The sequence below is a fragment of the Streptosporangium sp. NPDC001559 genome (genome assembly GCF_042893955.1).
GTDB lineage: Bacteria > Actinomycetota > Actinomycetes > Streptosporangiales > Streptosporangiaceae > Streptosporangium.
In genome coordinates, this window is record NZ_JBIAVG010000008.1 from 36,847 (window position 1) to 57,855 (window position 21,009).

The window sequence follows — 21,009 nt, forward strand, 5'->3', positions numbered from 1 at the left end:
CACGTCGCGGACGACGCCTTCTCGCGGACGACCTGGGTTCTCTAGAGAGAAACAACAGACATACCCGGTTCGGATAAACGTCATGCGAACGGCGAAGGCCACAAAAGTATGAGAAACGCAATACTAGGCACCCACATAGGCGTCAGCTACGGTGAGTCACGTGGATTCCGGTCAGGCACCAGAAGACGGTAACACTACGTCACCCATTTGGGTCGGCGACCGCACGGCCGACGACAGGCCGCCGTCTCGACCCGCCACACCCGCGTCCGAGTACGCGCCCGTCGAGCGCACCTCGCTGCGCGTCCTGCTCGACGACCCCCGGTACGGCCATCTCAGACGACGTGCCCTGGTCGCGGTCGCCTCGGGCGTCGTGGGAGGCATCCTCTTCTCCGACATACGGCTGGGCGTCACCTGCGCGATCATCGGCGCGATCGTCGACACCGTGCTGCGGGCCCGCACCCACTCGACCGTGCCCGCCTGGCGCCGCGGCTCGGTCGCGGAGCGTCAGACCGAGGCGCAGCTCAAGAGAATGGAGCGGGGCGGCTACCGAAGCCTGCACGCCCGCGCGATCCCCGAGAGCGAGGCCCAGATCGACCACCTGGTGGTCGGCCCGACGGGGGTCTACGCCGTCGACTCGGAGAAATGGGACAAACGCCTTCCGGTCCGCGTCCAGTCGCACCGCAAGCTGTTCCACGGCCCCTTCAACCAGAAGCCCCGTCTCGACGAGGCGCGCTGGGAGGCCTCCAGAGCCTCCGAGCTGATCGGTGAAGCGCTCGGCCATGAGGTGACGATCATTCCGTCCCTCGCGATCTACGGCCCGGCGATCCCGTGGAAGGTCCTCACGGTGCGCGATGTGGACGTCTTCGACGGCGGCCGCGTCCGTAAGTGGATCACCAAGCGCGAGCGGTCGCTCACCGACGCCGAGATCGACGAGATCTACGAGGCCGCCGAACGGGTTCTGCCCGCCCGTTATCCCGAGCCCTGACCCCTTCTCACCGTTCCTCCACGCGCCCCGGGACTCCTCCTTGCCGAGGTCCCGGGGTTCGTGTCTCGCGCCGTGGACGCCCGTCTCACGCACCGGGCGATGGCCGTACCATTTGAGGACACGGTTTCGATGATGGGAGAAGCCTCATGCCCGCCCTCAGGTCTCGTACGGTCACGCACGGCAGGAACATGGCCGGTGCCCGGGCCCTGCTCCGGGCGACGGGCGTAGCCGGGGGCGACTTCGGCAAACCCATCATCGCGGTGGCCAACAGCTTCACCCAGTTCGTCCCAGGCCACGTCCACCTGCGCGAGGTCGGCGACGTGGTCGCGGGCGCGATCAGGGAGGCGGGCGCGATCCCGCGCGAGTTCAACACGATCGCGGTCGACGACGGCATCGCGATGGGCCACGGCGGCATGCTCTACTCGCTGCCCAGCCGCGAGCTGATCGCCGACGCCGTCGAGTACATGGTGAACGCGCACTGCGCCGACGCGCTGATCTGCGTCTCCAACTGCGACAAGATCACCCCGGGTATGCTCCTGGCCGCCTTCAGGCTCAACATCCCCACGGTCTTCGTCTCCGGCGGGCCGATGGAGGCCGGCAAGACCCCGGGCCGCAAGCTCGACCTGATCGACCCGATGATCGCCTCCGCCGACGACGCCGTCTCTGACGCCGAGCTGCTGGAGATGGAGGAGAACGCCTGCCCGACCTGTGGTTCGTGCAGCGGGATGTTCACCGCCAACTCGATGAACTGCCTCACCGAGGCCATCGGCCTGGCGCTGCCCGGCAACGGCACGATTCTGGCCACCCACAAGGCGCGCAAGAAGCTCTACCAGGATGCCGGGCGGCAGCTGGTCGAGATCACCCGCCGTTACTACGAGCAGGACGACGAGTCGGTCCTGCCGCGCAGCATCGCCACCAAGGAGGCGTTCGAGAACGCCATGGCCCTCGACGTGGCCATGGGCGGCTCGACCAACACGATCCTGCACATCCTGGCCGCGGCCCGTGAGGCCCGCGTCGACTTCGGCCTCAAGGAGATCAACGAGATCTCACTGCGGGTGCCGTGCCTGTGCAAGGTCGCCCCCGCGACCGCGAAGTACCACGTCGAGGACGTCCACCGCGCGGGCGGTATCCCGGCCATCCTCGGCGAGCTCGACCGGGCGGGCCTGATCCACCGCGAAACGCCCACCGTCAACGGCGGCACCATCGGCGACTACATCGACGCCTGGGACCCCTGCTCGGCGGGCGTGCTGCCCGAGGCGACCGAGCTGTGGCACGCGGCCCCCGGCAACGTCCGCACCGTCAAGCCCTACTCGCAGGAGGCCCGCTGGGACTCCCTCGACCTCGACCGGTCCGAGGGCTGTGTGCGCGACTCCGAGCACGCCTACACCCGTGACGGCGGCCTCGCCGTTCTGTACGGCAACATCGCCACCGAGGGCTGCATCGTCAAGACGGCCGGGGTCGACGAGTCGATCTGGCGGTTCTCCGGGCCCGCCGTGGTGTTCGAGTCCCAGGACGACGCGGTCGAGGGCATCCTGAACAACCGGGTCAAGCCCGGCGACGTCGTGGTCATCCGCTACGAGGGCCCCAAGGGCGGCCCCGGCATGCAGGAGATGCTCTACCCGACCTCCTTCCTCAAGGGCAAGGGCCTGGGCAAGGCCTGCGCGCTGATCACCGACGGCCGTTTCTCCGGCGGCACGAGCGGGCTGTCCATCGGGCACGCCTCCCCCGAGGCCGCGGAGGGCGGCACCATCGCCCTGGTCGAGGACGGCGACATCGTGGAGATCGACATCCCGGGCCGGTCGATCGAGCTGAAGGTCGCCGAGGAGGAGCTGGCGGCCAGGCGTGAGCGGCTGCTGGCCGAGCTGGGCGGCTATCGCCCCCGTGACCGGCAGCGTCCGGTCAGCGCGGCTCTGCAGGCCTACGCCGCGCTGACCACCTCGGCCTCGACCGGCGCCTCAAGGGACCTGTCCCAGCTGTCGCGATGACGACCGCCACCTCGGGGGGTACGGCTGGGCCGTACTTCCCGAGGGAAGGCCGCTGTATCCGACAGGCAGTTCGAAAATTGTCGGTGGCGGAGCATACCATGTGACCATGGCCAACGTCATGAAGCCCGCACGCAGCCCGTTGACGACCGCCGAGATCGCCGCCCTCGCTCTGTCCCTGGCCCATCTGGGCTCCGACCCGCAGGCAACCGCCGCCCGCAGCGGCCTGCGTCACGCGTTCGAGCACATGGAGATCGACGACGAGGTCGTCTCCACCACCCTGGCTACCCTGACCGAGCCGATGCCCGACCCTGTCGCCGACCGGGCCAGGACCATCGCCAACGCCATCACCTCCCACCTGGTCGTCCGGCTGCACTACCGCGACGTCTCCGGGCGGGTGACGGTGCGCGACGTCGATCCCGTGACGTGCATGGTGCACCGCGACTACTGGTATCTCGTGGGCATGTGCCGCATGCGCGGCGCGATCCGCGCCTTCAGGTTCGACCGGATCGTGGCCACCGAGCCGACCTTCATCCCCGCCCGCCCGCACAGGGCCGGTGACTTCCTGCCCTTCCAGGGCAGGCGCGCCGTCCAGCGGGGCCGCGAGGCCGCCTGACCTCACGGCCCCTCGGCGACAACCGGCGTGGTGGGCGGCGAAGCGGCTATCCGCCGCAGCAACCGCCCCCACAGCACCCGCCACCGCCGCCACCGGCCGGGCGGGGCGCCGTGACGCCTGAACCACCCGTCACGGCGACCGTGGACAGCAGCTTGACGGTGTCGTCGTGGCCCTGAGGGCAGAGCGCGGGCTCGCCGGAACGGGCCATCGGGCGGGAGATCTCGAAGGTCGATCCGCAGGCGCGGCAGCGGAAGTCGTAACGCGGCATGGCACCAGGTTACTCAGCCGTGGACCGTACGGGGACGGCCGTACGGGCGTGAAGGAATCCCGGCACGGACACATCCGGGGGTGGGCGTCGCGAGCACGCCTCGCCCGCTCAAGGACGCGGCCGTCGTTCAGCCGAAGACGATGGAGGCGTAGTCGGCCACGGGCCGGTAGCCGATCGTCTGATAGATCGAGTTGGACACAGGGTTGGACAGGTCGGTGAACAGCAGCACCTCCGCCGCCCCCCACTCCCGTGCCCTGGCCGTGACGGCGTGGGACACCGCGGTGCCGTACCCCCTGCCGCGTTCTTCGGGAGGGGTGTAGACCGGGCCGACCCGCGAGACGCCCCCGATCGGCACCGAGGCACCCGCGTAGGCCACCGGCCGCCCTTCCACCTCCCACAGGAGGATCTCCCGCCTGCCGACCCGCCCGGCGAGCACGGCCGCGAGACCGCTGGACGAATGGCCGCCCGCCTCACGCTGGAAGGCCTGTCCCCAGGCGACCAGCGGTTCGAGGTCCTGGGTGCCCGCCGTACGAGGGGCACCCCGGGGGCGGACAGGCGGCGGGGTGAGCGTGTCCAGGCGGTAGAGACGCTCGGAGCGCCGCGTCCTCTCCGGACGCCACCAGGCCGCGGCGAACGTCTCGGCGAGGGCGACGCCGCCCCGGACACCGAGGACGGGACGTTCGGCCTCGATGAGCGCGGTGGCCAGTTCGCGGACGGCCTCGGCCGGCATGTCGGCGAGCATCAGGAGCTGGGGAGGGGCGTGCAGGGCCGCGGCCACGACCTCACCCTCGGGACCCGCCGCCCACCCCATGAGCGGGTCCTCACTCCACAACCCCTCACGGAGCGCGCGCAGCATCGTGAGCTGGATCGTGTTGCGCACCGGCTCACGCAGCAACCACGGCTCCGCCGCCCCGGCGTACACCTCCGGATCGGAGGTGAAGGTCCATCTCATGCACCCGATTGTGCAGACACGGACTCCGCCGGGGCGAACGGGTATAGCACCGTGGACCGTCAGGCGGCGCTTTCCTCCAGGTAGGGCGCCCACTGGGGGTCTCCGACGTTGTGCGCGCCGATCAGACGCCAGTGGACGCCCCGTGGGACCACGGGGGCGACGTCCAGCGTCCAGCCCAGCTCCTCCAGCATGCGATCCGCCTTACGGTGGTTGCACGGCGTGCAGGAGGCGACGCAGTTCTCCCAGGTGTGGGTTCCTCCCCTGGACCGCGGGATCACGTGGTCGATGGTCTCGGCCCGCTGTCCACAGTAGGCGCACCGGTAGTCGTCCCGGCGCATCAACGCGGTCCTGGTCAGCGGGATCCGCGACCGGTAGGGAATGCGCACGTAGCGGCGCAGCCTGATCACCGACGGCACGTCGAGCGTGCGGGTCGCCGAGCGGACGACCGCGCCCCGCCCGTCGCGGTGCACGACATCCGCCTTCTCCCTGAGCACCAGCACGACCGCGCGGTGCAGGGAGAGGGTGGTCAGGGGCTCGTAGGTTGCGTTCAGCAGCAGGACTTGGCGCATCAGCGTGCCTTCCCCGCCGCGCGACGCTTCGTCTGAGTCTGAGGGGGCACGCAGGCACGTGCCCCGATTGGCGGCCCCTCCTGGGGCCCGGATGCTTCCGTCACAGGGACCTCCGCCGGACGGCCCAGCGGATGGTCACCACGGCACCGTCCTCCACCAAGTTTGGCTTCTGCATCGTCATTTCCGCCACCCATAAATGACAGGAGAGACGCCTGGTACGTTTTATGCCCGCATTACCAGTTTTTACTCCTCGATCCGAAGATCGACGACACGGCCTTCTCAAGATCGAATACGCCCCTCGCGCAATGGCTCCGACCAGCCTTCCCAAGGTCGTAGGGTTCCTGCCATGACCCGACAGCCATATCCACCAGCAGGCCGTGACGACCTCGTCGAAGAGCTCCACGGCGTCCCCGTCGCCGACCCCTACCGATGGCTGGAGGACCCGGGCAGTCCGGCGACCGAGGAGTGGCTGGCCGCGCAGGAGAAGCTCTTCTCCGACGAGCTCGGGGCGCTCACCGGCCGCGACCGGCTCAGGGCGCGGGTCGCCGAGTTGCTCAGGTCGGGCTCGATCGGCGCTCCGGCCTGGCGCGGCGAGCGGCGCTTCTTCATGCGGCGCACCCCCGACCAGGAGCACGCCGTCCTCTACACCGTCGACCCCGGCGGAACCGAGCGCGCGCTGCTCGACCCGACGGCGCTCGACCCGAGTGGGCTCACCACGCTCGACTCATGGCAGCCCGACAAAGAGGGCAGGCTGCTCGCCTACCAGGTCTCGGTCGGCGGTGACGAGGAGTCCACCCTCTACCTGCTCGACGTCGCCTCGGGCGAGCGGGTGGAGGGGCCGATCGACCGGTGCCGTTACTCCCCGATCGCCTGGCTGCCCGGCGGCAAGGCGTTCTACTACGTGCGCAGGCTGCCCTCGACCGAGGTGCCCGAGGGGGAGGAGCAGTTCCACCGCCGCGTCTACCTGCACCGGGTCGGCACCTCGACCGAGGAGGACGTGCTGGTCTTCGGCAAGGACATGGAGAAGACCAACTACTACGGTGTCGCGGTCTCCCGCGACGGCCGCTGGTTGCAGATCTCCGCCTCCAGGGGTACGGCGCCGCGCAACGACCTGTGGATCGCCGACCTCACCGCCTCCTCGCCGGACTCGCCCGACCTGGTCGTCGTCCAGGAGGGGCTCGACGCCCAGACCGCGCTGCACTTCGGCCGTGACGGCAGGCTCTACGTCTTCACCGACCTGGACGCCCCCCGGGCGCGCATCTGCGTCGCCGACCCGGCTCTGCCCCAGCCCGAGCACTGGCGTGACCTGATCCCGCAGGACGACGAGGCCGTGCTGTCGGACTTCTCGATCCTCGACGACCTTGACCGCCCGATCATGCTCGCCGGCTGGACCCGCCACGCGATCAGCGAGATCTCCGTGCACGACCTGGTGACGGGTGAGCGCGTCGGCCGGGTGCCGACGCCGGGGCTCGGCACGATCGGCGCCATCTCCGAGCGTCCGGAGGGGGGTCACGAGGCCTGGTTCGTCTACACCGACAACACCACCCCGCCGAGCATCCAGCGCTACGACGCACGCACCGGGGAGACCACCCTGTGGGCCGCCTCCCCCGGTGCCGTCGAGGTGCCCGCCGTCGACACCGAGCAGGTGGTCTACCGCTCAGCGGACGGCTCCGAGGTCCACATGCTGGTGATCACCAAGCCGGGCGTCGAGGGTCCGCGCCCCACCATCCTGTACGGCTACGGCGGTTTCGGCATCTCGATGACCCCGGGCTACTCGGCGTCGATCCTGACCTGGGTCGAGGCGGGCGGCGCCTACGCCATCGCCCAGCTGCGCGGCGGTGGGGAGCAGGGCGAGGAGTGGCACAGGGCCGGCATGCTCGCCAACAAGCAGAACGTCTTCGACGACCTGCACTCGGCGGCCGAGCACCTGATCGACACCGGGATCACCGCCCCGGAGCAGCTAGCCATCTCCGGGGGCTCGAACGGCGGCCTCCTGGTCGGCGCGGCCCTCACCCAGCGCCCCGAGCTGTACGCCGCGGTCGTCTGTTCGGCCCCGCTGCTGGACATGATCCGTTACGAGCTGTTCGGCCTGGGCGCGACGTGGAACGTCGAGTACGGCTCCGCCGCGAAGGCCGAGGAGTTCGCCTGGCTGAACGCCTACTCGCCCTACCACCACGTCCGTGAGGGCGTCTCCTACCCGGCGACGCTGTTCACGGTCTTCCAGTCCGACACCCGGGTCCACCCGCTGCACGCCTGGAAGATGTGCGCCGCCCTGCAGCACTCCCAAGCCTCGGACCGGCCGATTCTGCTGCGCAACGAGGCTGAGACCGGTCACGGGGCGCGTGCGGTCAGCAAGACCGTCGAGCTCGCGGCCGACCAGCTCACCTTCCTCGCCCACCACACGGGCCTGGCCGTCTGACGGCCCGCCGCGCGGGGCCGCCGTCGGGAACGGCCCCGCGCCGGCACGTCAGCGGGGGAAGACGATGGTCTTGTGCCCGTCGAGCAGGACACGCTGCTCGGTGTGCCACCGTACGGCGCGGGCCAGGACCTGGCACTCGACGTCGCGGCCGATGGCGGCCAGGTCCTCCGGCGAGTGGGTGTGGTTGACCCGGGCGACCTCCTGCTCGATGATCGGGCCCTCGTCGAGGTCCGCGGTCACGTAGTGGGCGGTCGCACCGATCAGCTTCACCCCGCGCGAGTGCGCCTGGTGGTACGGCTTGGCACCCTTGAACGACGGCAGGAACGAGTGGTGGATGTTGATCACGTTCCCGGCCAGCTTGACGCACAGATCCTCGGACAGCACCTGCATGTAGCGCGCGAGCACCACCAGGTCGGCCTGGTAGTGCTCGACCAGGGCGAGGATCTCCGCCTCCTGTCTGGCCTTGGTGCCCGGGGCGACCGGCAGGTGGTGATAGTCGACGCCGTACGACTGGGTCAGCGGGCGCAGGTCAGGGTGGTTGGAGACCACGCCGACCATGTCGATGTCGAGCAGACCTGAGCGCGTCCGATAGAGCAGGTCGTTGAGGCAGTGGCCGAACTTGCTGACCAGCACCAGCACCCGCTGCTTGACCGCGGTGTCGCGCAGTTTGAAGTCCATGCCGAAGCCGGGGGCCAGGGCGGCGAAGGCCTCGCGCAGGACCGCGTCGGGCAGCGACGAGGAGAACTGCACCCGCATGAAGAACCGCTGGGAGACGGGGTCACCGAACTGCTGGCTCTCGATGATGTTGCACTCCCGCCCGGCCAGGAGGCCGGAGACGGCGGCCACCACCCCGGGACGGTCCGGGCACGACAGCGTCAGGACGAACTGGGCCTCGGAGCCCCCGTTCAGCCGATGGTGGCCCGCGCCGGGCCCTGTGACTCGCTCGCTCATGACTTCACTCTCGAAGGGGTCGGATCGTACGGTGCCACAACACCGACCTGGGCAGAGTACAGCGCGTCACCCACACCCACCCGCGCACGCCACCCGGTGCCGCCCGGTGCCACCGGCGGGCCGTGCTGGTAGCGTCCGGGATCCATGAACGACCCTGAGGTGAGCGACCGCCCCGCGACCCGGGTGGTCTGCGTGGCGGGTGACGGGCGGGTGCTCCTGCTGCACTGGCACGACCCGGTCGCGGGCAGAACCCTGTGGGAGCCGCCCGGCGGCGGGATCGAGCCGGAGGAGACGCCGCTGGAGGCCGCCCGGCGGGAGCTGGCCGAGGAGACCGGCCTGCCGGGTACGGCGGTGCTCGACCGATGGCTGCCGGTGCCCAGGGAGCTCGACTGGCTCGGTGTCCGCTACGTGCGGACCGAACGGTTCTATCTGGCCAGGTTCGACCACACGCCCCGGGTCGTCCCAGAGGCGTTCACCGCGGAGGAGAACGACACCTATCTGGGCCACGGCTGGTTCTCACTCGAGGAGATGGCCGTGCTTCCCGACGCCCTCGAGCCCCCGTCGCTGCCCGAGATAGTCTCCCGGCTGGTGTGGCCCACGAGCCTTGAACGATGATGAGTGACTTCTTGGAAACCGGAAAACGACGCCGGGCCCTCGTGGGATTTCACGGACGCCCCACTGGAACGGGCTTCAACAAAGCTCCCACGAGGGAGCAAACAGCAATTATCCCGACATTTCACCAAATAATAACCTAAAAGCGGTAAACCGTGTTATTCAGTTGAGGCGGCCATGGAAGAAATCAGTGGGTCCTTCTCCATGTAGACCACGGTGTGTTCACCGCGTCCCTCGCGGCGGATCTCACGCCAGCCGTGTTTTCGATAGAGGTGGATCGCGGCGGGCTGGTTCAGTGTGGTGTCCCCGCGAAGCCGGACGTATCCCAGCCCGGCCGCGCGGCTTTCCAGTTCTGTGACCATCCGGTCGCCGAACCCGCGCCGCTGGAACTCGGGATGGACCCGCAGGCGGCACATCTCCCCCGAGGCGTCATCGACTCTGCGCAGAGCGCCCATCGCCATGACTCGCCCCTCGGGGGCCTCCCCGACCAGGAACTCTCCCCCGTCGATGAGGTAGATCTCCTCGATCCGCGCAAGGTCGTCGTCGTAGTAGACCCCGTCACCGGGGAAGAGCCCGACCTGGGCGAGACAGACCTGGTGCAGCGACCGGACGGAGTCGAGGTCGGACCGGCGATAACGCCGAATCCTCACACCTCCTCCTCGATCGGGTCCGGCAGGGCCGCATCGCGCAACATCTCCAGATAGAGCTTCAGGTCGGGATTGTTGGGATCCTTGCCCTCGACGTCCCTGGCCACCTCGTGGGCCCGCTGCATGAGGATGTCAGGTTTGCACCCCTCCCCCAGGCCGGCGAGCGCGGCCTTGGCGATGTTCAGCGCCTCGCCGACGTCGCCTTCGAGAAGCTTGCACTTGGCCCGGTCGAACTTGATGAAGGTCGGATCGAGCCAGTCGCCGGGGCCGTACTTGGTGAGGGCCTGTTCCAGGATGAGGTCGGCCTCCATGGGCTGCCCCAGTTTGACCAGGGCGTCTCCCTGGTGGAAGTAGAGCTGCCGCTCGGTGTATCCGAAGGCCGCGTCCTCCTGCTCGGCCGCCCCCATCTGGGAGAAGGCCGCCCTGGCCCGTGCCAGTGCCCGCTTGGCCTGGTCGACCACATCCTTCTTGCCCGCGTTCGACATCATCGCCAGCGCGCGGGCCTCGACGACGGGGGCCATGGCCTGGGCCGCGCACGGTGTCTGCCCGGCCAGGTCGCGGCTCTTCCTGGCGAGGTTGAGCGCCTCGCGCGGATCACCGTAGTAGAGCGGCACCAGGGCCTCCCTGGCGATGACCCAGGCCCGCAACGCGCGGTCACCGGTGTCGTCCGCGGCGATCCTGCCCGTCCTGAAGAAGGAACGGGCCATTCTCTGGTCACCGAGGTTGATCATGATCATGCCGCTGAGGCCCGCGAGCTGGGCCGCCATCCGGCACAGCCGTTCCTGTAGGTCGACCGGTTGGCGGTGCTCCATGGCCTTGCGCACGGCGCTGAACTCCAGCAGAACGTCACACAGCAGACGTAACGGCGGGGTGTTCATGTACTGGCGGCCGAAGCCGACGGTGGACTCCTCCCACTGGTCCAGCATCGCGGGTGAGACGGTGCCCGAGACCAGGGTCTCGTCCATCCTCCGCCGGATGTTCTCCACCGCTCCGAGCACCTGCCCGTCGAGTCCGACGACGGTGCCACCCGCCAGAATCCTCAAGAGCGTTCTCCGCAACACGTTCTCGTCCTCCTCGCTCCCGTCCGCGGAGGGGCCGCCGCCGATCTGCCGGATCAGCGACTCACGCGGACCAGGGGAAGTGTCGGGTCTTCCATCCTGGAGATCACTCCGGACGGCACCCGGCATCTTGTGGCCGTGGCCACAGATGCAGGGCCCCTCGTAGCCGAGGGAGGGGGGCTCGACCCGGTATGCGGAACACAGGTAGTGGAGGTATTCGGGCCCGGGACGCTTCAGACCGCTCTCGTACGCGGACAGAAGCGTCTCCCCGATCCCCGGAGCTGCCTTGCCGTCGCGCTCGAACAGCGCCCGTATCTGTTCGATCACGTCGGCCAGAGCGACACCGTGTGCGAGACGATGAGCCTTGATGCGGGTGGTCCCGAACTGCTGACCACACTTGTCGTGGATCTCTTCGGCGATCTGGGCCGGGTTACGCCCCGTTGCGAGGCCCCTGGCGCGGATTCGCCGCGCTAACTCCGTCTCCCTGTGCTGCCTGCCGGACATACCGGCCCCTCTCTCGCGGCCAGCTGGGCTGGTTGGCACGCTTGTCCCGACCGGTCCTCTCCCCGTAGACCCAGTGTGATTCGGGTATCGCACTGCGCCTAGAGAGAATAATGGACCACCATTGCCCCACCCGGAACGCACGAATGAGGCCACCGGCTAAGGATCGTCCTCTGATGGACTGTTTCTTTCAACCTCCTTGGCAGAATGCGCATCCCGATCTTGGTTGGCCCGGCATTGACCCATCGGACTCGGTGAGTCATCTTTGGCCAACCAGCGTCGATTCGCGTAACCGACCAAACACGGTTCGATGACGAATCGGCTGAATCCAAGAGGAGGAACGAGGTGGGGGAAGACGGCTTCGGGCACCTGGAGCGGTTGGTGTCAGAACTTGACGCTCGCGGGTTCCACGCCCGGGTGGTACGGACCCACACGGGCCGCGCCTTCGTCCGCGTGATCAACCCGAACGCGACCAGCCTGGCGGAGAACGTCACCTGCCGCGCGCAGACCGCCCACAGCCACCGCGACTGGTACTACTGGTGGTCCTGGGGGGAGCGGATGCACACGGCTCAGGACCCTGCCGGCGCGGCGACCAAGGTCGCCCGAGTGCTCGCCGCGGTGGGGGAGTGAACTAGGCGGCGAACCGGATGGGATCGCAGCCATCCGGTCCGTCGTACCCGTCGCGGCGCGGCGGAGCCGGTGGGGTGCCCGGTGCGGAGCGTCCTCGGGACGCTGGGTTCCCCACCGGCTTCGAGAACGAAGTCAACCTGTCGTGGGTGCCCCGCAAGGCGGCCGACACGACGACAAGCCGCCGTCCGGATGACTCCGGACGGGGATCGGAGGGATTCCTCCCGGAACGGCACGGGACACGCTTCCGGGTGCGTGCCCCGCGCCGGGCCGTTCGTCACCGGACTGTCCGGACCAGCCTCCAGGGCCTGGATCCGGTGTTCCCGTCCTCCCCGGCGTGATGTGACGACGGCCGGTTCGCTCGGCAATATAGGTAGGTCACGTGACTTGCCCCCATTTGTCAGACGAACCGATCCGGGAGGGATCTTCTCCGTGTTCCTGCTCGCCCCCTCACCCACCCCCACCGTGACACCGTCCCCCACACCGTCACCGTCGAGCCTGCCCGGCCTGGAGGACCTCACGAACATGGGAGCGGCCTTAGTGAACGGTGCGTGCGGACGTGACGGCGGGGTGATCTGCGAACTCGCGCAGACCGTGCTGCCTCCGGCGTGGGCCCCCTTCGTCGCGAGCGTGCTCGCGACACTGATCGCCATCATGCTGATCACCGCCGTCGCGCTGATCCTGCGCAAGGTGGCGGTCCGCCTGATCACCGGAATCGTGCAGCGGGCCTCCTCCGGCAGGCCGACCCTGGCGGGACGGCTGCGGGGCAAGGATCCCGCCCCCCTCGAAGGCCTGGACGCCATCATGGCCGAGCGGCGCAGGCAACGGGCCGAGACCATGGGGTCCGTGCTCAACTCGACCGCCTCGGTCATCATCCTGGGCACCGCCGCCCTGACCATCCTCGAACGGCTCTCCGTCCCCATCGCCCCCGTGCTGACCAGCGTCGGCATTCTGGGCGTCGCGATCGGCTTCGGAGCCCAGGAACTGGTCAAGGACTTCATCGCCGGCATGTTCATGCTGCTTGAGGACCAGTACGGGGTCGGTGACGTGATCGACGCCGGTGCCGCGTCCGGGACCGTCGAGGCCGTCACCCTGCGCATCACCAGGCTTCGCGACGCCGACGGCCGGGTCTGGTACGTCCGCAACGGCACCATCACCCGCGTCGGCAACGAGTCCCAGGGGTGGTCCCGTGCCACGGTCGACGTGCCGGTCGCCTACACCGCCGACATCCCCGTGGTCCGCGACCTGCTCAGGAAGGTCGTCGAGGAGATCTGGAACGACCCCGACTACCGCGACTCGGTCGTCGTCGAGGAGCCGCAGGTCTGGGGGATCGAGCAGATCTCCGGCACGGCGGTTGTCTTCCGGGTCAACGCCAAGACCATCCCCTCACACCAGAGCGAGATCGCTCGGGAGCTGCGTATCCGCATCAAGTCGGCGCTCGACCAGGCTTCCATCCCCATAGCGAACGTCGCTTAGGCTTGGGGCGTGTCCGCCAACCCCGAGGAACCCCAGTCCTTCTACGACGCCGTCGGTGGCGAGGAGACCTTTCGGCTTCTCGTCCACCGTTTCTACGAGGGCGTCGTCAAAGATCCCCTGCTCTGGCCGCTCTACCCCCAGGACGATCTCGCCGGGGCCGAGGAGCGGCTACAGCTCTTCCTGATGCAGTACTGGGGCGGTCCGAACACCTACAGCCAGCAGCGTGGGCACCCGCGCCTACGCATGCGGCACAACCCGTTCGTCATCCGCTCCGCCGAGCGTGACGCGTGGCTGAAGCACATGCACGACGCGGTCATCTCCCTGGAGCTGCCCGAGGAGCTGGAGAAGCGCCTGTGGGACTACCTCGTCTACGCCGCGCACAGCATGGTCAACGCCCCTGACGCATAAACCCCGCCGGGCAGGGGCAGCCCATGCACATGAAAATCCCCTGGTGGCGTGACGCCGTCGTCTACGAGATCTACGTACGCAGCTTCGCCGACGCCTCGGGAGACGGCGTGGGCGACCTGCCCGGTATCAGGGGGCGGCTGCCGTACCTCGCCGATCTCGGTGTCGACGCGATCTGGCTGACCCCCTTCTACCGCTCCCCCATGGCCGACGGGGGCTACGACGTGGCCGACTACCGTGACGTCGATCCGCTCTTCGGCACGCTGGCCGACTTCGACGCCCTCGTCGCCGACGCCCACGCGCACGGCCTGCGGGTGGTCGTGGACATCGTGCCCAACCACAGTTCCAGCGAGCACCCCTGGTTCAGGGCGGCGCTGCGCGGCGAGAACCGCGACCGGTACGTCTTCCGCGACGGCGGGGACCTGCCGCCCAACAACTGGCAGTCGACCTTCGGCGGCCCGGCCTGGACCAGGACTCCCGACGGGCAGTGGTACCTCCACCTGTTCGCCCCCGAGCAGCCGGACTTCAACTGGCGCGACCCACAGGTGCACGCGGAGTTCCTCGACGTGCTGAGGTTCTGGCTGGACCGTGGGGTCGACGGGTTCAGGATCGATGTGGCGATGGGCCTGTACAAGGCGGAGGGGCTCCCCGACGCCCCCGCGACGGATCAGGCGTTCAAGGGCGAGTCGCCCATCTGGGGCAGGCCCGAGGTCCATGAGGTCTATCGGCGCTGGCGTGAGGTGCTCGACTCCTATCCCGGCGAGCGGATGGCCATCGGCGAGGTGTGGACCGACTCCGCCGAGGACCTCGCCCGTTACGTCCGGCCCGACGAACTGCACCAGAGCTTCAACTTCGCCTGGCTTGAGGCTCCCTGGTCCGCGACCGCCTTCCGCAAGGTCATCGACGACACTCTCGCCGACATGACCGCCCCCACCTGGGTGCTGTCCAACCACGACGTGGTCAGGCACGTCACGAGGTACGGCGAGGGCCTGCCCAACTCCACGGCGGGGCTGGCCCGAGCGCGGGCGGCGCTGCTGGCCATGCTCGCCCTGCCCGGCTCGGCCTATCTCTACCAGGGAGAGGAACTCGGTCTTCCCGAGGTCCGGGATCTGCCCGCCGAGGCCCGTCAGGACCCCATCTTCGCCCGTTCCGGTGGAACTCTGCCCGGGCGGGACGGCTGCCGGGTGCCCCTCCCCTGGTCCGGGCAGGCGCAGCCGTACGGCTTCGCGCCCGAGGGCACCGCGCCCTGGCTGCCCCAGCCGGTCGAGTGGACGGCGTTGAGCGCCGAACGTCAGGCGGACGATCCGGGATCGACGCTGAGCTTCTACCGGCAGGCTCTGCGCGCCCGCCGGGAACTGCGCGGCGCGCTGCCCGACGGCCTCACCTGGCTGGAGAGCGAGGAGGACGCGTTGTTCTTCCGCCGGGGTGCGCTGACGTGCGTCGTCAACTGCGGGGTCGAGGCGGTATCGCTGCCGCCGCACGACCACGTCGTGATCGGCAGCGCCCCGGTCGAGGGCCACCTGCTGCCCCCGGACACCGCGGCCTGGCTCCACACTCCCTGACGATCCCCTCCGGTCCCCGCGCCCGTCGTACGGCGGGCGCGCCGGCCGTTTCCGGCGGCGGCTCAGCCGGTTATGAGGAAGCGCTCCAGGTAGTCGAGCTCGTGCTGCTCCAGCCTGCGCGGCCTGGCCTTCTCCACGTCGTAGGCGACGAGCACCGATCTGGCCCGGACGAAGAGCGTCTCATCGTCGACGATCTCGTAGTTGAGGACGAACTTCACCGGTTTGATCTCGGTCACCCAGGACTCGACCCTGACCGGGTCCGCGCGGAAGGTGAGAGGACGCCGGTAGTCGATCTCATGCCTGGCCACCACCAGGCCGCTGAAGATCTCGCCACCCTCGCGGTGCAGGTCGAGGTGGAACATCTCCAGGCGCGCGTCCTCGAGATAGTCGAGGAACCTGACGTTGTTGACGTGGCCCTGGGAGTCGATGTCGGCGAACCTGACCGCCCTGAGGAACACATGCCTGCGGGAATCGCTCACGGTCTCTGCCAAGCTCTGTTCAAGCACAAGCAAGAAGGTAGCGATCCCCCGGCTCCCGGCGCGCGGCGGGGGCGCGCCGGGAGCTCGGACGAGGACATCAGTCCCTGGTGAGCTTGCGGTAGGTGACCCGGTGCGGGCGTGCCGCGTCGATCCCGAGCCGCTCGATCTTGTTCTTCTCGTAGTCGGCGAAGTTGCCCTCGAACCAGAACCAGTTCGAGCCCTCCTCCCACGCGAGGATGTGGGTGGCGATGCGGTCGAGGAACCACCGGTCGTGCGAGGTGATGACCGCGCAGCCGGGGAACTCCAGCAGGGCGTTCTCCAGGCTGGAGAGCGTCTCGGTGTCGAGGTCGTTGGTCGGCTCGTCCAGCAGCAGCACGTTGCCGCCCTGCTTGAGGGTCAGCGCGAGGTTGAGCCGGTTGCGCTCGCCACCGGACAGCACGCCCGCCTTCTTCTGCTGGTCCGGCCCCTTGAACCCGAACGCGGCGATGTAGGCCCGCGAGGGCATCTCGACCTGGCCGACCTTGATGTAGTCGAGCCCGTCGGAGACGACCTCCCAGACGTTCTTGGCCGGGTCGATGCCACCCCGGCTCTGGTCGGCGTAGGAAATCTTGACGGTGTCGCCAACGATGATCTTGCCGGCGTCGGGCGTCTCACCACCGGTGATCATTCGGAACAGCGTGGTCTTGCCGACGCCGTTCGGGCCGATGATGCCCACGATGCCGTTACGCGGCAGGTCGAAGGACAGGTTGTCCATGAGCACCCGGTCCTCGAAACCCTTGGTGAGGTTCTCGGCCCGGATGACCGTCGTGCCCAGGCGGGGACCCGGCGGGATCTGGATCTCCTCGAAGTCCAGCTTGCGGTACTTGTCGGCCTCGGCGGCCATCTCCTCGTAGCGCTGCAGACGCGCGCGGCTCTTGGTCTGGCGGGCCCTGGCGTTGGAGCGGACCCACTCCAGCTCCTCCTCCAGGCGCTTCTTGCGCTTGGCGTCCTTCTGCCCCTCAAGCTTGAGGCGGGCGGCCTTGGCCTCCAGGTAGGTGGAGTAGTTGCCCTCGTAGGGGTGGCAGCGGCCCCGGTCGAGCTCCAGGATCCAGTTGGCCACGTTGTCCAGGAAGTAGCGGTCGTGGGTGACGGCCAGCACGGTCCCGGGATACTTCTCCAGGTGCGCCTCAAGCCACTGGACGCTCTCGGCGTCGAGGTGGTTGGTCGGCTCGTCGAGCAGCAGGAGGTCGGGCTGCTCCAGCAGCAGCTTGCACAGGGCGACCCGGCGTCGCTCACCACCGGACAGCAGGGTCACGTCGGCGTCGGGCGGCGGGCAGCGCAGAGCGTCCATCGCCTGCTCGAGCTGGCTGTCGAGGTCCCACCCGTTGCGGTGGTCGAGGGCGTCCTGAAGCTTGCCCATCTCCTGGAGCAGCTCGTCGCTGTAGTCGGTCGCCATCAGCTCGGCGATCTCGTTGAACCGGTCGAGCATTGCCTTGGTCTCTGCGACGCCCTCTTCGACGTTGCCGAGCACGGTCTTGGAATCGTTGAGGGGGGGCTCCTGCTGGAGCATGCCGACGGTGAAGCCGGGCATGAGCCGGGCGTCGCCGTTAGACGGCTGCTCCAGGCCTGCCATCATCCTCAGCAGCGTCGACTTCCCGGTGCCGTTCGGCCCGAGAACGCCGATCTTCGCACCCGGCAGGAACGACAGCGTCACGTCGTCGAGGACGACCTTGTCACCATGCGCCTTGCGCACGCGCTGCAGTGTGTAGATGTACTCCGGCATGTCCCCTAGCTTAGGGCCTGACGGACTCAGCTAGGGGCGGCCTCCGGCCCTGGCCGCCTGGCCGGGGGAACGGGCGTCGCGGGCAGGCAGATCCGGTCTCGTCCGAGCTCCTTGGCACGGTAGAGGGCCAGGTCCGCCGCGGCGAGCAACTCGATCAGGTCGTCTCCGTGCATGCTCATGATCGCGACGCCCGCGGAGATCGTGACGGTGACCATGTTCTCGTCCGCGGGTACGGCCATGCGGCCGATGCGGGAGCGCAGCCGTTCCGCGACCCGGCGGGCCTCGGTCACGTCGGCCCTGGGCAGCAGGACGACGAACTCCTCGCCCCCGAAACGCCCGACCACGTCGTAGTCACGCAGCTGGCTGCGGATGGTCGCCGCGACCCCGATCAGCACCTGGTCGCCGATCAGGTGCCCGTAGGTGTCGTTGACCCTCTTGAAGTGGTCGATGTCGACGATCAGCAGGGCAAGCGTCTCACCGGTACGGCGCGCCCTGACGATCTCGGTGTCGGCCTCCCGCTGCCAGGCGGCGGCGTTGAGCAGCCCGGTCTTGGGGTCGGTGCGGGCCGCGGCCTGGAGCTGGGCGTGCAGCAGGCTGCGCTGGAGCAGCACGACCGGCGGCAGCGCCAACGCCAGCAGGGCGAGGTTCACCCCGCACGCGATGGCGACGAGGACCCCCAGGCAGAGCTCGACCACGTCGAGCATCAGGCTCTCGCGATCCCACAGCACCTCCCGCCAGCGGGTGTCGGGGACGGCGGTGTGGGCCGCGATGGCGATCAGCGCGGTGTTCAGGACCGTGAACAGGACGGCACAGCCGATGGCGACGAGGATCGGTCCGCCCGTCCCCTGAGTGGGGATGTCCAGCTCACCGACCACGCTGTGGAACAGCACCGAGGCGGCTCCCCCGGCCAGGCTGATGGCGGCGGAGCTGAAGACCCTCCGGTAGACCACCGTCTCGCGCACCCGCTTCTGCAGCAGGATCTGCAGCGGAATGGGCGCCAGAAGGGCGTAGACCGGCGGCAGCAGCAGGGCCGCGGGCAGCCACCAGGCCGACAAGAGGTCGCGGGAGACACCCGCGGGCATGCCGAGCCTTCGGGTCGCCTCGATACAGACGGCACCGCAGGCCATCAACGCGACGAAGGTGAGTAGATCGTGCCAGTGGAAGTCAGCAGATGCGGCGAAAAACCCGATTGCCGTGAAATCCAGCACCACGATGCCGCAAAGATAGACAACCAGTGGACGGCGCTGCCCAAGGATGGGCCACCGATCGGCCAGAGTCGTCACGATGTCGCGTGATTTGACCGAGGTGTGACTGGGAGCCGCCATGTCGTCCCCTTCTCCGACTAACGATGTGTAACACGATAGTTGCGGAGTGTGCGCCGCGCGATGGGAACCGCTACCTTGGCGGAGTGGCTCCACTTGTCAGGTGGCTCACCGTTGGGGACCGCGCTCAGCCGAAGAACGGTCCATGGAGGAAAGGAGCAGCCCATGCTGCGAGGTGTGACCTGGACATAGGCCCTGCCCGCTAGATCTCTCACCTCCCGCGGCCGCTTCAGGCGGCATCTCGCGACGTTCCACCCCGTCCCGCGAAAACACCGCGCAGGCTTCGTGTTCGACGTGGGAACCCGGAATGTCCCGGTCCCCCAGCCGGTTGGACCCCTCCTTTCGCGGTGCTCCGCTGATCTGAGCATCGCCGACACAGACCACCGACCGGGCGCACCGCCGATCGCACACCGCTGATCAACGCGCTGCCGACCACACCCCCATCCGACGCGAGCGTCACCCGGCGATGGCGGCCGCCATCCGGCCGGACGGGCCGTCTCCGTGGCGTGTGGTCCGTCCGGCGCGCCCTCGTGCGGTGCGCCGGTGGACCGTGGCGAACCGGCGAGCGGCCCGCGGGCATGCCAGGAGATCTGCCAGGCCGGGCCATACGGTGCTCTGGGCACCCGGTGGGGCCACCTCCGCCGGTCGCTCCGGCACCTCGTCCTTTGTGGCGTCCTTTATGGCGTCCTTTGTGGCGTCCCTTAGGGCGTCCTTTGAAGGGTCGGCATCCTCTCGCTCCCGGTGAGGATGCCGACCACGAGTGCGGGGGAACTCGGGGTCTTCGGTTCAGGCCGCCGGATGCGCCTGTGTGGGCCAGGGCGTCTCGTCCTCCGACTCGGCCTCGTCCGGCTCACGTACCGTGCCCGCCGCCCGGCCGGAGCCCTGGCCCGTCTGCCCGGCGTCGCGGGCCGCCCGGCCGCGTCTTGTGCCGGACCTGCTCGCCGTTCCGCCTCCTGAACCCCCGGGTGAACCTCCGGGGCCACCGGGCTCCCCTGAGGCGCCGGGGCCCGTGGGTTCTCCAGGCGCCTCGTCCTCGTCGGCCCCGCCTCTCACCAGGGACAGGGAACCGGAACCGTCCGCGAGAGCGAGGTGGGGGTCGGGAGCGAGGGACGCGGCGCCTCCGCCCATGGCCCAGTCGTGGGTCTCCCTGTCGAGCTCGTGCCGCTCCTGCCTGCCCAGCACCGGGGCCGCCCCGCCCCGCTGGGGCTTGCTGAAGCTACCCAGGCCCCAGCGCAGGTCGTGCCCCAGTGAGCTGGCCTCGATCTCGGGCAGAAAGCGGCGCTCACCCTCGTGGGTGAACTCGCGGATCCGCAGGCGCCCCTGGACGACGACCGGCTGGCCGGCCCTGATCGACTGGGCGACGTTGTCGGCCAGCCCGCGGAAACAACGGATGCCGAAATATGTCGTCTCACCGTTGCACCACTGCTGGCTCTCCCGATCGAAGTAACGGCTTGTCGAGGCGACCCTGAGCGAGGTGACCCGCGAGCCGTCCGGGAAGGTGTGCTGGCGGGGCGGAGCCGCGACGTTGCCGGTCAACGTGATGTGGATGTCGTTCATCGTGCCTCCCAGGAGAGCGGGCGAGGTGCCCGGCGTGTGAAAGACACAGTGGCCCGCGCGGGCCGGAACCCGGCGGGCCGAACGGCGTTCTGTGGAAAACTCAGGCGCCGGGACGAGGCTGTGGAAAACCTTCCGGACAATCCACCGGGAACCGGAAGCTCCGAGTTCCTCGTCCACCATCGACGGGCGGCCTCGTCCCGCCCCGGAAGGCCCTCGCTCCGAGGGGTGTTCCTCGATGAACACCCCCGCCAGAACACAG

19 protein-coding genes are annotated in these 21,009 nt (G+C 68.9%); 9 read left to right on the forward strand and 10 right to left on the reverse strand.

The window, feature by feature from the left end:
* Positions 1 to 160 precede the first annotated feature (160 nt).
* The 3 genes from ACFYY8_RS19085 (at position 161) to ACFYY8_RS19095 (ending at position 3,583) form a co-directional block, all read left to right on the forward strand.
* Positions 161 to 985, forward strand: a complete 825-nt coding sequence (locus ACFYY8_RS19085) for a nuclease-related domain-containing protein (RefSeq protein ID WP_390042508.1) — start codon at positions 161 to 163, stop codon at positions 983 to 985.
* Positions 986 to 1,131: 146 nt separating this feature from the next.
* Entirely contained in the window at positions 1,132 to 2,970 is a 1,839-nt protein-coding gene (ilvD, locus tag ACFYY8_RS19090) for a dihydroxy-acid dehydratase (RefSeq protein ID WP_390042509.1), read from the forward strand.
* Between the two features lie 106 nt (positions 2,971 to 3,076).
* Entirely contained in the window at positions 3,077 to 3,583 is a 507-nt protein-coding gene (locus tag ACFYY8_RS19095) for a WYL domain-containing protein (RefSeq protein ID WP_352010688.1), read from the forward strand.
* Between the two features lie 46 nt (positions 3,584 to 3,629).
* Here ACFYY8_RS19095 and ACFYY8_RS19100 read toward each other — a convergent pair whose 3' ends face one another.
* The 3 genes from ACFYY8_RS19100 to ACFYY8_RS19110 form a co-directional block, all read right to left on the reverse strand.
* Positions 3,630 to 3,851 carry a zinc ribbon domain-containing protein gene (locus ACFYY8_RS19100; protein WP_352010687.1) on the reverse strand — a complete coding sequence of 74 codons (222 nt, stop codon included), beginning with the start codon at positions 3,849 to 3,851 and terminating at the stop codon, positions 3,630 to 3,632.
* A gap of 127 nt (positions 3,852 to 3,978) precedes the next feature.
* Positions 3,979 to 4,803, reverse strand: coding sequence for a GNAT family N-acetyltransferase (locus ACFYY8_RS19105; protein WP_390042512.1), 825 nt, complete (start codon positions 4,801 to 4,803; stop codon positions 3,979 to 3,981).
* Positions 4,804 to 4,862: 59 nt separating this feature from the next.
* A complete protein-coding gene (locus tag ACFYY8_RS19110) occupies positions 4,863 to 5,372 on the reverse strand; it encodes an HNH endonuclease (protein WP_352010685.1) in 510 nt (169 codons plus the stop codon).
* A gap of 346 nt (positions 5,373 to 5,718) precedes the next feature.
* Between ACFYY8_RS19110 and ACFYY8_RS19115 the strand changes: the two genes are divergently transcribed.
* Positions 5,719 to 7,791: a prolyl oligopeptidase family protein gene (locus ACFYY8_RS19115; RefSeq protein ID WP_390042515.1), complete on the forward strand. Its 2,073-nt coding sequence runs from the start codon at positions 5,719 to 5,721 to the stop codon at positions 7,789 to 7,791.
* A gap of 48 nt (positions 7,792 to 7,839) precedes the next feature.
* Here the strand turns inward: ACFYY8_RS19115 and purU are convergent, their stop codons facing one another.
* Positions 7,840 to 8,742 carry a formyltetrahydrofolate deformylase gene (gene purU / locus ACFYY8_RS19120; RefSeq protein WP_390042517.1) on the reverse strand — a complete coding sequence of 301 codons (903 nt, stop codon included), beginning with the start codon at positions 8,740 to 8,742 and terminating at the stop codon, positions 7,840 to 7,842.
* 144 nt (positions 8,743 to 8,886) lie between these two features.
* Here purU and ACFYY8_RS19125 point away from each other — a divergent pair, with 144 nt between their 5' ends.
* Positions 8,887 to 9,357 (forward strand): NUDIX hydrolase, encoded by a 471-nt coding sequence (locus ACFYY8_RS19125; protein WP_390042519.1) that lies wholly within the window; start codon positions 8,887 to 8,889, stop codon positions 9,355 to 9,357.
* Between the two features lie 155 nt (positions 9,358 to 9,512).
* Here the strand turns inward: ACFYY8_RS19125 and ACFYY8_RS19130 are convergent, their stop codons facing one another.
* Together ACFYY8_RS19130 and ACFYY8_RS19135 are read right to left on the reverse strand one after the other, a co-directional pair.
* A complete protein-coding gene (locus ACFYY8_RS19130; protein ID WP_390042521.1) occupies positions 9,513 to 10,004 on the reverse strand; it encodes a GNAT family N-acetyltransferase in 492 nt (163 codons plus the stop codon).
* Positions 10,001 to 11,563: an XRE family transcriptional regulator gene (locus tag ACFYY8_RS19135; RefSeq protein WP_390042523.1), complete on the reverse strand. Its 1,563-nt coding sequence runs from the start codon at positions 11,561 to 11,563 to the stop codon at positions 10,001 to 10,003. Before ACFYY8_RS19135 ends, ACFYY8_RS19130 begins: the two co-directional genes overlap by 4 nt.
* 378 nt (positions 11,564 to 11,941) lie before the next feature.
* Here ACFYY8_RS19135 and ACFYY8_RS19140 point away from each other — a divergent pair, with 378 nt between their 5' ends.
* The 4 genes from ACFYY8_RS19140 (at position 11,942) to ACFYY8_RS19155 (ending at position 15,630) form a co-directional block, all read left to right on the forward strand.
* Positions 11,942 to 12,190, forward strand: a complete 249-nt coding sequence (locus tag ACFYY8_RS19140) for a hypothetical protein (protein ID WP_390042525.1) — start codon at positions 11,942 to 11,944, stop codon at positions 12,188 to 12,190.
* 429 nt (positions 12,191 to 12,619) lie between these two features.
* Positions 12,620 to 13,663: a mechanosensitive ion channel family protein gene (locus ACFYY8_RS19145; protein ID WP_390042527.1), complete on the forward strand. Its 1,044-nt coding sequence runs from the start codon at positions 12,620 to 12,622 to the stop codon at positions 13,661 to 13,663.
* Between the two features lie 9 nt (positions 13,664 to 13,672).
* Positions 13,673 to 14,071 (forward strand): globin, encoded by a 399-nt coding sequence (locus tag ACFYY8_RS19150; protein WP_390042529.1) that lies wholly within the window; start codon positions 13,673 to 13,675, stop codon positions 14,069 to 14,071.
* A 29-nt stretch (positions 14,072 to 14,100) separates the two neighbouring features.
* On the forward strand, positions 14,101 to 15,630 hold the full coding sequence (locus ACFYY8_RS19155) for a glycoside hydrolase family 13 protein (protein ID WP_390043086.1): 1,530 nt from the start codon (positions 14,101 to 14,103) through the stop codon (positions 15,628 to 15,630).
* A gap of 62 nt (positions 15,631 to 15,692) precedes the next feature.
* Here ACFYY8_RS19155 and ACFYY8_RS19160 read toward each other — a convergent pair whose 3' ends face one another.
* From ACFYY8_RS19160 to ACFYY8_RS19175, 4 genes are all read right to left on the reverse strand, one after another.
* The gene (locus ACFYY8_RS19160; RefSeq protein ID WP_390042531.1) at positions 15,693 to 16,136 is read right to left on the reverse strand and encodes an acyl-CoA thioesterase; all 444 of its coding nucleotides are present in this window, start codon (positions 16,134 to 16,136) and stop codon (positions 15,693 to 15,695) included.
* Positions 16,137 to 16,206: 70 nt separating this feature from the next.
* Positions 16,207 to 17,871, reverse strand: coding sequence for an energy-dependent translational throttle protein EttA (gene ettA, locus ACFYY8_RS19165; RefSeq protein ID WP_390042533.1), 1,665 nt, complete (start codon positions 17,869 to 17,871; stop codon positions 16,207 to 16,209).
* A gap of 26 nt (positions 17,872 to 17,897) precedes the next feature.
* Positions 17,898 to 19,196, reverse strand: a complete 1,299-nt coding sequence (locus tag ACFYY8_RS19170; RefSeq protein WP_390042535.1) for a GGDEF domain-containing protein — start codon at positions 19,194 to 19,196, stop codon at positions 17,898 to 17,900.
* A gap of 783 nt (positions 19,197 to 19,979) precedes the next feature.
* The gene (locus tag ACFYY8_RS19175) at positions 19,980 to 20,750 is read right to left on the reverse strand and encodes a single-stranded DNA-binding protein (protein ID WP_390042537.1); all 771 of its coding nucleotides are present in this window, start codon (positions 20,748 to 20,750) and stop codon (positions 19,980 to 19,982) included.
* Positions 20,751 to 21,009: the final 259 nt, after the last annotated feature.